General features: G+C 35.8%; 13 protein-coding genes. 4 read left to right on the top strand and 9 right to left on the bottom strand.

Annotated elements, in window-relative coordinates; all coding sequences use genetic code 11:
* Positions 1 to 11 precede the first annotated feature (11 nt).
* The 4 genes from AC27FM_RS08635 to AC27FM_RS08620 form a co-directional block, all read right to left on the bottom strand.
* A complete protein-coding gene (locus tag AC27FM_RS08635; RefSeq protein WP_487087619.1) occupies positions 12 to 1,424 on the bottom strand; it encodes an MFS transporter in 1,413 nt (470 codons plus the stop codon).
* A 113-nt stretch (positions 1,425 to 1,537) separates the two neighbouring features.
* Positions 1,538 to 2,869 (bottom strand): UDP-N-acetylmuramate--L-alanine ligase, encoded by a 1,332-nt coding sequence (murC, locus tag AC27FM_RS08630; RefSeq protein WP_487087382.1) that lies wholly within the window; start codon positions 2,867 to 2,869, stop codon positions 1,538 to 1,540.
* An 8-nt stretch (positions 2,870 to 2,877) separates the two neighbouring features.
* On the bottom strand, positions 2,878 to 3,510 hold the full coding sequence (gene ytpR / locus AC27FM_RS08625; protein WP_487087380.1) for a YtpR family tRNA-binding protein: 633 nt from the start codon (positions 3,508 to 3,510) through the stop codon (positions 2,878 to 2,880).
* A 15-nt stretch (positions 3,511 to 3,525) separates the two neighbouring features.
* On the bottom strand, positions 3,526 to 3,852 hold the full coding sequence (locus tag AC27FM_RS08620; RefSeq protein WP_487087378.1) for a thioredoxin family protein: 327 nt from the start codon (positions 3,850 to 3,852) through the stop codon (positions 3,526 to 3,528).
* 132 nt (positions 3,853 to 3,984) lie between these two features.
* Between AC27FM_RS08620 and AC27FM_RS08615 the strand changes: the two genes are divergently transcribed.
* The gene (locus AC27FM_RS08615; protein ID WP_487087376.1) at positions 3,985 to 4,299 is read left to right on the top strand and encodes a hypothetical protein; all 315 of its coding nucleotides are present in this window, start codon (positions 3,985 to 3,987) and stop codon (positions 4,297 to 4,299) included.
* Between the two features lie 8 nt (positions 4,300 to 4,307).
* Here AC27FM_RS08615 and trmB read toward each other — a convergent pair whose 3' ends face one another.
* Genes trmB through AC27FM_RS08600 form a run of 3 tightly spaced genes read right to left on the bottom strand, consistent with a single transcriptional unit; the run spans position 4,308 to position 6,919 of the window.
* Positions 4,308 to 4,952: a tRNA (guanosine(46)-N7)-methyltransferase TrmB gene (trmB, locus tag AC27FM_RS08610; protein WP_487087374.1), complete on the bottom strand. Its 645-nt coding sequence runs from the start codon at positions 4,950 to 4,952 to the stop codon at positions 4,308 to 4,310.
* A gap of 18 nt (positions 4,953 to 4,970) precedes the next feature.
* A complete protein-coding gene (locus AC27FM_RS08605; protein WP_487087372.1) occupies positions 4,971 to 6,188 on the bottom strand; it encodes an ABC transporter permease in 1,218 nt (405 codons plus the stop codon).
* Positions 6,188 to 6,919 (bottom strand): ABC transporter ATP-binding protein, encoded by a 732-nt coding sequence (locus AC27FM_RS08600; protein WP_487087370.1) that lies wholly within the window; start codon positions 6,917 to 6,919, stop codon positions 6,188 to 6,190. Before AC27FM_RS08600 ends, AC27FM_RS08605 begins: the two co-directional genes overlap by 1 nt.
* A gap of 88 nt (positions 6,920 to 7,007) precedes the next feature.
* Here AC27FM_RS08600 and AC27FM_RS08595 point away from each other — a divergent pair, with 88 nt between their 5' ends.
* The 3 genes from AC27FM_RS08595 to AC27FM_RS08585 all read left to right on the top strand — a co-directional run bounded on the left by AC27FM_RS08595 (position 7,008) and on the right by AC27FM_RS08585 (position 8,742).
* Positions 7,008 to 7,436 carry an HIT family protein gene (locus AC27FM_RS08595; protein WP_487087368.1) on the top strand — a complete coding sequence of 143 codons (429 nt, stop codon included), beginning with the start codon at positions 7,008 to 7,010 and terminating at the stop codon, positions 7,434 to 7,436.
* A gap of 1 nt (position 7,437) precedes the next feature.
* Positions 7,438 to 7,737 (top strand): hypothetical protein, encoded by a 300-nt coding sequence (locus AC27FM_RS08590; protein WP_487087366.1) that lies wholly within the window; start codon positions 7,438 to 7,440, stop codon positions 7,735 to 7,737.
* A 114-nt stretch (positions 7,738 to 7,851) separates the two neighbouring features.
* Positions 7,852 to 8,742 (top strand): peptidylprolyl isomerase PrsA, encoded by an 891-nt coding sequence (locus tag AC27FM_RS08585; RefSeq protein ID WP_487087617.1) that lies wholly within the window; start codon positions 7,852 to 7,854, stop codon positions 8,740 to 8,742.
* Between the two features lie 67 nt (positions 8,743 to 8,809).
* Here AC27FM_RS08585 and AC27FM_RS08580 read toward each other — a convergent pair whose 3' ends face one another.
* Together AC27FM_RS08580 and AC27FM_RS08575 are read right to left on the bottom strand one after the other, a co-directional pair.
* On the bottom strand, positions 8,810 to 9,748 hold the full coding sequence (locus AC27FM_RS08580) for a 3'-5' exoribonuclease YhaM family protein (RefSeq protein ID WP_487087364.1): 939 nt from the start codon (positions 9,746 to 9,748) through the stop codon (positions 8,810 to 8,812).
* The gene (locus AC27FM_RS08575; RefSeq protein WP_487087362.1) at positions 9,741 to 12,173 is read right to left on the bottom strand and encodes an ATP-binding protein; all 2,433 of its coding nucleotides are present in this window, start codon (positions 12,171 to 12,173) and stop codon (positions 9,741 to 9,743) included. The genes AC27FM_RS08580 and AC27FM_RS08575 overlap by 8 nt, the downstream gene beginning before the upstream one ends.
* Positions 12,174 to 12,175: the final 2 nt, after the last annotated feature.

Below are 12,175 nucleotides of genomic sequence, written 5' to 3'. Positions count from 1 at the left end.
AAAGCCTAGAATCAATCTAGACTTTTATTATCAGGATGTTTAACTGCTACATAAATAATTGTAATTAATATTGCTGACGCCAAAATTGTCAATACTGCAAAGTCAATTTTGGCACCTGCCAAGGTATTCGCAACATTACTATTAGTTCCGCTAGTAATTGCCACTGCTGAGATGATCACAGACAACACATTGGTACCCAAGGAACCAGCATATTGTTGCATCATACTAAATAATGAATTTTGATCGGATTTTTTACGACCATGAACTTGCATACTACCATCAGACAGTGCCGTTCCAAAGCCGAAATTGAAGCCCATTCTCAATAATGAATATAATAAAATAATTAATATGAACGATAAATTATCACTAAATACATAAAGCATTCCTGCACCAAGAGTAACTAATACTCCACTTGTGATCATTGGAATCGTCGAACCTCTTTTGTCATATAACGATCCCGCAATGGGTCCAACCACAGCACCTAACAAAGAACCTGGCAAAAGCATGATTCCAGCATGACTTGAATCTAATTTCAAAACGGTTTGAGCAAAAATCGGAAGCAAGAACGATAAACCGATATTAATAAACTGCAAACCAAAATAATGAAATAATCTAAAACTCAGCACAGAATTTTTTAAAATCGAGAAATCAATCAGTTGACGTGTAGTCTTGGAATTATACCAACAAAACATTGCAAACAGAACTAACGTATCTACGATCCAAATTAAAAATTTACTGGACAGCCATCCGTGTGTACCTGCTTGATCAAAGGTGAATAAGATCATTGAAAAAATAACTGCCAATCCTAGTACACTCAGGTAGTCAAAATTTATCCCCTTAACGCCTCGTGCCGATCCCCTAACAGTAAATAATCCGAGAACGGCGACGATAATTATCAGGGGTATTATTCCCATAAAAATTGCACGCCATGACCAAATCCCACTGACTAACCCGCCATATGTTGGTCCAAGTGCCGGTGCTAGCGAAATTATGATACTGGCGAATCCAGTGTAAAGACCGATCTTTGAGCCGGGAACTTCCTCAAAAATCAAATTGAACATCAACGGTGTAGATAATCCAGCTGATACTGCTTGCAATAATCTACCTGTCAGTAAAATCGGAAAGGTTGGTGCGAATAAACAGGTAATTGATCCGATAAAACAGAATGTAGCGGCAAAAGTGAATATTTTTAAAGGGTCAAATCTTTTTAATACATAAGCTGTCGTACTCATAATAATTGTCGTTAGTAACAAGTATCCAGTCGTCAACCACTGTACTGTTCCTAAGTTAACATTTAAATCTTTAGTCAAAGTTGGAAAGGTAACGTTCATTGATGTTTCCACTAATACACTCACGAACGATAATAATCCAACTGCTAATATTGATAATTTTACACGTGTACTTACTTCTTTTTCCACGTCAATTCCTCACTTCTATAAAGTCAAAAAAAAGAGACATCGTCATTTCAACGATATCTCCGTTACAGTTTATCTAATAATTTTATCTCAAATCAATTATAAAGTCTAATTCAAGAACCTTATTGTTGGTTAGGATTTAAAGTGCTCAAAACTTGTTCATAAGCAGTCTCATACTTTTGAACGTCTCCAGCACCCATAAAGATGATAACAGCATTGTGATAGTCCAATAATGGTGACATATCCTCAAGTGTAAGAACTTGTCCACCCTTATGAATCTTATCACCTAAGTCTTTACTTGTAATATCTCCGTGTTTTTCACGAATTGAACCGAAGATATTAGTTAGGTAAACTTCATCAGCCAAATCAAGTGACTTAGCGAAGTCATCCATTAGAGCCAATGTTCTAGTGTATGTATGTGGTTGGAAAACTGCCACAACTTCACGATCAGGATACTTTTGTCTAGCTGCATCAATCGTAGCTTTGATTTCTTGTGGATGGTGAGCATAGTCATCGATGATAACCATATCAGCAACAGTTTTCTCACTGAAACGTCTCTTAACACCACCGAAAGTTTGTAGTTCACGATTGATCAATGCGTGATCAAGATGTTCCATATGACCTACACCGATGACGGCTAGTGAATTCAAGACGTTGTGTTCACCATACAATGGGATTTCAAAATTACCAATATTTTCGCCTTTGATAGAAACATCAAACGAAGAACCTTTTACCGTTCTCTTGATATTTGTCGCACGAATATCATCAGACTCATTTAATCCGTAATAGTAAATTGGAACGTCAGCTTTGATAGACTTAGCGTGCTTGTCTTCACCCCAGATAAAGATACCCTTCTTAGTCTTACGTGATTCTGACTCAAAAGCATCAACAACATCGTTGATACCGCCGAAGAAATAATCTGGATGATCAAAGTCAATATTAGTAATGATCAAGTAATCAGGTGAATAGTCCAAGAAGTGACGACGGTATTCGTCAGCTTCAAAAACAAAGAATTTTGCATCTTTTTCACCTTTACCAGTACCGTCACCGATCAAGTAAGATGTCTTAGCAATTCCACTTAAAGTATGTGCCAAGAGTCCTGTTGTACTCGTCTTACCATGAGAACCGGCTATACCGATCGAAGTATATTGTGATACTAGTTTACCGACCATTTGCGGATAAGTGACAATTGGTAAATGTAAATCATTAGCTTTTTTGATTTCAACTTGATCATCATCAAAAGCGTTACCCTTGATGATAGTTAAACCTTCATGAACATTGTTTTCGTCGAATGGCATGATCTTAATGCCTGCTTGTTCCAGTCCTCTTTGAGTAAATGTATATTTATCAATATCAGAACCTTGAACTTCATATCCTAGATCTTTCAAGATAAGTGCCAGAGCACTCATCCCTGTACCTTTTATACCAACAAAATGATAAACTGTCTTTTCCATAATTACTCCTAATTGAACATTTTTTCTGCTTTTTCAAAATCAAATGCTTGTCCAGCTGCACCTTCATCAAGAACCAAGATACCACGTTTTTGAGGTGCGTTAGGGATTCCCAACTCTTTAGCTGAGCAAATCATCCCATAACTGTCAACTCCACGCAATTCTCCTGGCCAAATCTCACTACCTGTTGGCATAACCGCACCCGGTAATGCTACTACAACTAGTTGTCCTTGATCAATATTAGGTGCACCACATACAATTTGTACTGGCTTATCTAAGCCAACATTTGTTTGCGTGATGTGCAAGTGATCTGAGTCTGGATGTTCTGTCATTTCTTCAACGTGACCGATAACAAATTTTGGCTTGTCATCAACTTCAAGTTTGTCAGAAAAACCGGCTGCAGAAATTTTTTGATTCAACAATGAAACTTGATCAGAATCAAGTACAACTTGTCCAACTGAGTCTAATCCTAATTCATTTGCTAGTCCAAAAAAATTGAAACCAATGGCTTCATTAGTTTCATCATTATAGATTCTTACAACTTTATCTTTTTTGTCTACTGCTTGTGTAATACCAGCATCATCTGCTAGTTCAACGATTAAGACATCACCTAAGACATCTGGGTTATAAAAACTTAATAGCATTATTTCCTCACTCGATTATTTATTTATTACAGAATTAACAAAGGTCTCAACTTCTTCTTTAGTTTTGCGATCTTTATTTACTAGTCTACCAATTTCTTTTCCATTTTCAACAATAACAAAGCTAGGAATGCCCATAATGTCTAATTCTTGTGCTACTTCCATGTTATTGTCACGATTAAAGCTGATCCAGTCAAAATCTGGGTATTCTTTTTCTAATTCAGGTAACTTAGGTTCAATAAACTTGCAATCTGGACACCAGTCGGCGTGGAAAAACAAGATAAATTTACCTTCTTTTGTAACTTCATGCCAATCTTTTGTTTCATAATCTTCAAAATTTTTCATTATTCATATCCCCTCTCAGTATTAAGATACTTTTTATCACTCAACTGGTCAATTTAAATGTTCTTGGTTAGGGAATTAATATATAATAGTGTTAATATATGATTAAAACAAACATCAAGGAGTGATTTTATTATGAGTAAAAAAGGTATCGGTTCAGTACTAGTTGCTTGTACAGCAATTACTGCAGGAGTAGCTGCTACAGTTTTGGTAAAGCATCACCTAGATAGCGAAAAGATCATTGCCAAAGTTAAATCCGTTCTTGGCGAAGACAGCAAAGTCATCGGCTCATGGGTTGAACCATTTTATCAACGCGTAAACGTTAACGGCCAAGCTTCATGGGGCATCGTTGGTGGTGTAACAACAATGGACGACTTCGATGTAGCTCAATATCACTTTATCGCTGATGCAGTTACTGGCGAACTACTAAACATCAAAAAAGTACAATAACAGCAAAATTAATCAAAATGGGCTCTCAGGTAATTAATCCTGAAGCCTTTTTTTGAAAACTTTTTTTCGTACTCTGTTTCGATATTACTCTCGTTCAAGACTTCATTATTATGTAAATCCAGTGAGATCTCGTCGAATTTCATCCCAAAATTATTCATACTCAAGAGTGAGTATTCAAATAATCCTTGATTATCTGTCTTGAACTGAAGATACCCATCGTCCTTTAAAACAGACCGATATTGATCTAAGAATGACTTGTAAGTTAAGCGACGCTTCTCGTGACGAGTCTTAGGCCATGGATCAGAAAAGTTCAAATACATGCCACTGACTTCACTATCTGCGAACAAGTCAGTCAAATTGGCACCATTAGCTAACAATAATTGCAAGTTGGGAAGTTTATTCTCAACTTGCTTTTTTAATAGCAAGGCAATAGCGCCCTCTTGAACTTCCATCGCAATATAATTATTTTGAGGATTTTGCTTGGCTAATTCAGTAATGAATCCACCCTTTCCAGAACCTAATTCTAGAAATAATGGCTGATTTTTTTCAAATCTATCTTGCCACTTGCCAGCCATGTTCTCAGGTTGAACAGCGATCAAATCCAAATTGTCATTGATCATGTCTTTTGCCCAAGGTTTGTTTCTAAGTCTCATAAAATTTAATACGCTCCATTATCTAAAATATTTTTTCAATTGTCTTGGCATATAAAAATAACCGACAAATACTAATACCGCAAATCCCGCTACGATAATAATCAAACTATTAGTATTAAAACCAAATTTATAAAAAATTGCAATTGCACTGATGATCCACTGGATCACTAATACAAATACGCTCAATTTTGTAAAGTCGTTAATTTTATCTTTGACGCTGACTGGATAAAGTCTCTGCATCATATTGAGCATTACCTCTTTGAAATACGGCTTCAATTGGAAACCGACTAAATAAATAAATAGCATTTCTACTATCAAAGAGATATAAAAATTGTCAATTAAAGCGAGCATGATTGCCTGAATGATCGTCAAACGTAGGAATAGTCCAATGTATTCGTTATTTCTGACAAACCCGCGAGCAAATAAGTACAAATAGGTATTTTTTTGAATGGGTTTAATACCGTTGAATACAAAATCAAGCCATTTACGACGTTTGATCTTGCTATTAACTCCCGGAACGTCTGTAAATAAATTATAAAATCTTTTGACTCTGAACATTCTTTGATTCTCATCAGCAATTGCGTTTTGCCATTGTAATTGTCCAGCATCAGACACTTTTTTTGTGTTCATTTGCGTTCCGACAAAGGCGATTAGACCAAATACCAAAGTTACCGAACTAAACCAGTATACAGAAATTATCAAAGAAATCAGTAAAAATATATTTAATGCTAATTTGAAATCGATACCAAAAATTTTATTATGACCATAGAGCTTGAATAATTCTGCATTCAAGAACGCTAACTTGAACAATACCAATCCCGCTGCTATCAGACAAATATCAATAATACTCATATCGGCACCAGTAAATGCGAATGGTGATAATAAGAAATTAACGATAACAATCGTCACAACCGGCAGAGCAATACTGTAACTCAATGCCGACTTGAAATATTGATAAAATTCTTTTTCTTTTACTAATAAAAAGGTACTGTCCGGTTCTTCCAATAACGTAGCGATCTTACCAACTTGTGTTACTAGCAACAATATCAAAATTACTGCTGGTTTACCCAGCAACAACTCGTGTTTGATTGTTCCCAAAAAATTGGAATACCAAAATCCTAATGCACCGATTAGTACGATAAACGCTAACACAAAATTATCGTTAAAAATTAATCTTAAATATTTAAATTGATTAAGTTGATGTCTTCTTAATCGTTCTTTCCAAAGTTCTTTCATTATAAGTCCTCATTTGACATCTTAATGTAGATATCATCAAGATTAGCATCTTTCATATCGAACTTATCTTTCAACTGAGCTAAGGTACCATCAGCACGAACTTGTCCATGATTTAACAGCACGAACTTGTCAGCATGATCTTGGACGGTTGCCAAAATGTGAGTAGACATCAAAACTGAACATCCTGACTGTTTCTTCGCCTCAACGATATTAAGTAAATCATTCACCGCTAATGGGTCTAGTCCGGTAAATGGTTCATCAATGATAAATAATCTCGCATCAGTCATAAAAGCGCAGACGATCATTACTTTTTGTTTCATACCTTTTGAGAAATTTTGTGGGAACCAATCTAACTTGTTATCGAGTCTAAACGTCTTTAACAGTGCGTTTGCTTGTTCCCAGGTTTTGTCATGGTCAAGACCATAAGCCATGATCGTTATCTCTATATGTTCTCTCAAAGTTAATTCTGGATATAAAATTGGCATTTCAGGAACATAAGCGATTTTTTTGCGATACGCTTCAACGTTATCCTGAAGGCTCATTCCATCGATCAATATTTGACCACCTCGTGGTGTCAACAAGCCGATGATATGCTTGATAGTTGTTGATTTACCCGCACCGTTTAAGCCGATTAAACCAACTACTTCACCGTCCTTAACTGTGAAGGTTTCTTTTTTTAATACTGAAACTTGACCGTATCCTCCGGTCAATTCTTTTATTTCTAAAGTCATGGATAAACCACCTATTATTCTGTTTTTACTATCCTGAATATGATAGCATGTTAATTAATATTAATGTTTTTTGAAAGGAGATTTTTATATGGATGATTGCATTTTTTGTAAAATAATCAAAAATGAGATTCCTAACACTACTATTTACGAGGACGACGATATCAAAGCTTTTTTTGATATTTCTCAAGTAACTCCTGGTCACACTCTAGTGGTACCTAAGAAACATGTCCAAAATATTTTTGAATACGACGAAGAACTAGCTCAAAAGGTCTTCAAGAAAATTCCGATGATTGCTCGTGCGATCAAAGATTCTAATTCTGACATCATTGGCATGAATATTTGCCAAAATAACGGTGAAATTGCATACCAAAGTGTTATGCACTCACATTTTCACCTAGTGCCTCGTTATTCAAGTAACGATGGCTTCTCAATGACTTGGGCAGACAATACTGGCAAGGCTTCTAACGAAGAATTGCAAGAACGTGCTGACAAGATCAAACAAAACTTGGAGGACTAAGATGAAATTTTTTGGCGGATTCATTATTGGTGCAGTCTCTGGTGTAGCCTTGGAATTGTTCCAATCACAAAAAAATGCATCTACAGTTAATAGTACCAACTTATTCAACAATATAAAAGATTTAAAGGATACATTAATCGAACTGAAAGATAATGCCTCCGTAGTGCCGGGAGTAATGTCTGGTCTTCAATCTGATGTGAAAAATTATACAGAGGATATTACTCCTGACGTTGAAAATCTAAAATCTTCAATTTCAGAAATGCAAGAAAACATAGATAAATTTAAAGACATAAGTAACTAAATTATGAATTTTTTGTGATTTTTTCATCAATAAATTAACTATTTCATTTGATTTATGGTAATCTTGTCAATTGAAGACATATTAAATAAGGATGTGTAAAGGATGAACAAACGTTTGACAAAATGGGTCCTAGCTTTGGCTGGCCTATTGATGGTAACAGTTGTTGCTGGTTGTTCTGGTAACAAGACAGTTGCTACACTTAAGGGTGGAAGAATTACCGAAGAAGAATACTACAAGAAAATGAAAGAATCTTCATCAGGTAAACAAACACTTCAAACTATGATCATTACCAAAGCTCTAGATAATCAATATGGTAAAGATGTTTCTGAGAAGAAAGTTAACAAAGAATACAACAAATACAAGAGCCAATACGGTTCTTCATTCAGTTCAATTCTTTCACAAAACGGTATGACAACTGCTCAATTCAAAGAAAATATTCGTACCAACCTTCTTACAGAAGTTGCTTTGAAGAAGAACAAGACAGTTACAGATGCTCAACTCAAGAAAGAATGGAAATCATATCAACCTAAGATCACTGTTTCTCAAATCTTAGTTGCAAAGAAAGACACTGCTACAGAAGTTATTGGAAAACTTCAAAATGGTGAAGATTTTGCCAAACTTGCTAAGAAGTATTCAACTGATACTGCTACAAAGAGTAATGGTGGTAAGATGGACGCCTTTGACAACGACAGTACAAGTGTTGACTCAGACTTCAAGACAGCCGCATACAAACTTGAAAAAGTTGGCGACTACACATCAGAACCAGTTAAGACTAGCTATGGTTACAGTATCATCAAGCTTGATAAGAAACCTGCTAAGGGTAAGATGAGCGATCATACAGCTGAACTTAAATCTAAGATTTACGCTAGCTGGATGCAAGACTCAACTGTAATGCAAAAGGTTATCTCTAAGGTATTGAAGAAGGCTGATGTATCTATCAAGGATAGCGATTTGAAGGATGTCCTTTCAGGATATGTTTCATCATCAAGTTCTTCAAGTAAATAAAAATAAATAGCACCAAATAAAAAGTACTTCGATTTTTAAATAATCGAGGTACTTTTTTTGTCCAAATTTAATTGTGTTTGTAGAACGAGCGATTATCTAATCCAAAAATACGTTCTGAAAACTTACCATTCTCAGTCTTATCCAAGGCTTTGGTAATCATATTGATGCTCGCATCCATCTCGTCGATATCATGTAATATTTCGGCTTCTAGAATCTTAGGACGCTCTGGCGAACCATATTCTAATAAACCGTGATGTGACAATACCATGTGTCTAAGCAAAATCATATCTTCTGACTCTAAGCTAATATCCATATCTTCTGCCGCTTTGACGATCTCCTCGTCTACGATCGTGATATGACCTAGCATGTTCCCCTCAAAAGTATATTCGATATCTAATCCACCGGATAGCTCGATTGTTTTACCTAAATCATGAAGACACGCCCCAGCAATCAACAGTGGACGATTTATCGCTGGATATTGATCGGAGATTTTTTGAGCTAAGTGAATCATGCTCAAAGTATGATAAGCTAATCCCCCTTGAAAATCATGATGATTACTCTTGGCAGCAGCACTGGTAAAAAATCTATCATGATACTTTTTAAATAAATATCTAACGATTCTATTCCATGAACCGTTGGTTATCTCAAGAAAAATATCTTCAAATTCATTCTCCATATCTACTCGCTTGATTGGAGCTGTCTGAACGAATTGAGCCATATTAACTGTTGCTGGATCTAATACTCCCAGACGATTGATAATGACTTGTGGCTTGCCTTGGTACACGTCCCTCTTACCGTCTAGTTGTACTACTGTTCCAACTTTATACGTTTCGGCGTCGAGTTCTTTGGCATCCCAATACTTGCCGGGAATCTGTCCTGACTTGTCTTCGAAGACCAAGGAAAGGAAGTTCTTACCATTCTTAGCTAATCTAAAATCTGACTTCTTGATAACAGCTTCCAAACTCATTGGCTCGCCATTTTTATACTCAATGATTTTTTTACTCATCACTTACCTCCTCTAAGTTAATAATATGATCTTTTGGTAAATCTATGTTTAAGTCAGCGGTAACATAAATAATTTGATTTTTATGTGATATTTCCTTAATCAATCTAAAAATACTATTTTTTCTAGTCTGATCAAAATCGACGAATGAGTCATCGATCAGTATTGGTAGATCGATCAAATCTGAAATCTCAATAATAAATGCCAATCGCAATGAAATATATAACTGAACCGTTGTAGCCTTTGACAATTCATGAACGTCAAATTTAATTTTATCATTCCGAGTTAATTTTAAATTATTATTATTAAATAAAATATCAATATAATTTCCATTTGTCAGCAGAGAAAAATACTGTGTCGCACGTTTCAACATCTTCGGATAACGTTTCTCAGTCGCTAAATTTAACATCGTATGGATCCACTTACTTGCTAATTTGTCCGCCAACCACTCGTCATATAACTCTATCATATCAGATTCATTCTGAGTAATATCATCAATTAGTTTTTGATACTCACTATCATCAAAAATTTGTTCCTTGCGTGCTTTTAGTGAGCCAATTTGACGATTCAATTCTTTGCTTTGTCGAGATAAAGAGGCTAATTCACCACTGATAATTTGCAATTGTTCTTGTAACTGTGTTTCGCTGTTAATATTATTCAGCGCCTCAATGTCATCGCCAAGCACTGCTTGATCTTGTTCTAATTTATTGATGACACCTTGTTTCTGCATTTGCTCACTGTGCATTCGCATGAATGGTTCCATAGAATCCAACGAATACTTCGCCAAAATCTGTTTAAGCTGTTCTTGTAATTGAGCGACTTTAACATAGTCACTTTGTTGCATCTGTTTAGTTTCCAAATTACTTTTTTGGATTAAATCTGACTTTAGATTGATTGACTCTAACCGTGAAAAATACTGTTTGATGTTCTCAGCTAAATCTACGGAATTGTCTAACAACTGATAATTTTTAAGTTGTTCTTTCCATTTGTCCAAATTGTTTTGATTAGTCTGTAACATTTTTTCTAAATTATCTTGTTCGGCCCGTAAATCGTGTAGTTGGGCAATTACATTTTGCAACGCTCTCACTTCCGATGTTGATATATCAGCATAGCCTTTTTGTTGTAGAACATTATTCTCTGGACTAGAAACGGTATTTTTCTGTTGTCCATACCAAACATAAGTAATCCCTGCCACAAACAATAACCCAGCCCCAATACGCAAGCCTCCTGATAAAAACGATGCTAAGACTAAGAATATGACCGAAACTCCCACCACTGGCCAATTAATATTACGCGGAGTGTTAGTTTGTTTCGAATCCAAATTCATCAACTCGTTCGCTGTCAGTGGTTCCATGTTGTCATTGAAACTAGGATGAGAAGCATAGAGACTATCGATTTTGACATCATTATCATTCAACTGTTGATTGATATTTTTTTGCTGAAATTGTAAATCACGAATGGTGTCTTCTTGGGCGTTCAAATAATCCAAGTCGTCTTTATTAGCATGATAATGATCCAAAAAATCTGCTTCATCAGCTTCCAAGTGACTAGTGTTGGTAGGTTTCAAATTCTTTTTTAATATTTCCAATTCTTGATTTAACATCAAGCTTCGATCCCAGTCAGCTTGGGTAATAATCCGATCCAAATCAACATCAACTTGCTTCAAATCTCGATATGTAGCAAATCTCGACCATTTTTTTTCTAACCTTGCTAATTTATCTCGCTGCTGTGTGACTTTTTGTAATTCTTGATTGTTTGTTTGATATTTTATTTCTATTTCAGAGAGTTCCTGCTCCGTTTGTTTATAAGCAACTTGCTGATTTTCAAGAGCCGATTTACGCTTTATCAACTTATCGTGTTCATCGATCCGTTCAATCAGTGGTTGTTTTCTTCCACGTGCCTTGTAAATACCTTCACTAGCCTTTTCAAGCTCATCAGCATGCTGCAGCCATTCCTTGCTACCCACGGCTCCAACTGCCATTATTTCTGTTTCCAGCTGTTCCTCGTCCAACCTATAAATCGACATAATACTAGTGTCATTCAGAACGTGACTACTTTCAAAATCATTCTTAGTAAAACCGCCAGTTATCTTGTCCAATAGTGGATCTGGAACCTGCTGATCACCACGATATAGCGTCAAGTCCCCACCACTCTTACCTTCGAGCCGTCTGACCGTCCACAAAGTAGCATCTGTATCGACAAATTGTAATTCTCCACCATAACTACTGCTTAACTTGGGTTTGTATTGCTGATATTTCTCATCACCGCGAGCATTAGCGAAACCGAACAAGACACTCTTGATAAAAGTCAGCAATGTAGTTTTACCAGCCTCATTTTGTCCATAGATGACTTGATAATCTTTTTTAAAATTCCATTCGACGTCGGTCCATTTACCGAAGCCATATATCTTAACTTTTACTAATTTCACGA

The organism is Companilactobacillus sp. y65-5 (assembly GCF_057541095.1).
This window is presented reverse-complemented; position numbering and strand designations above follow the sequence as displayed.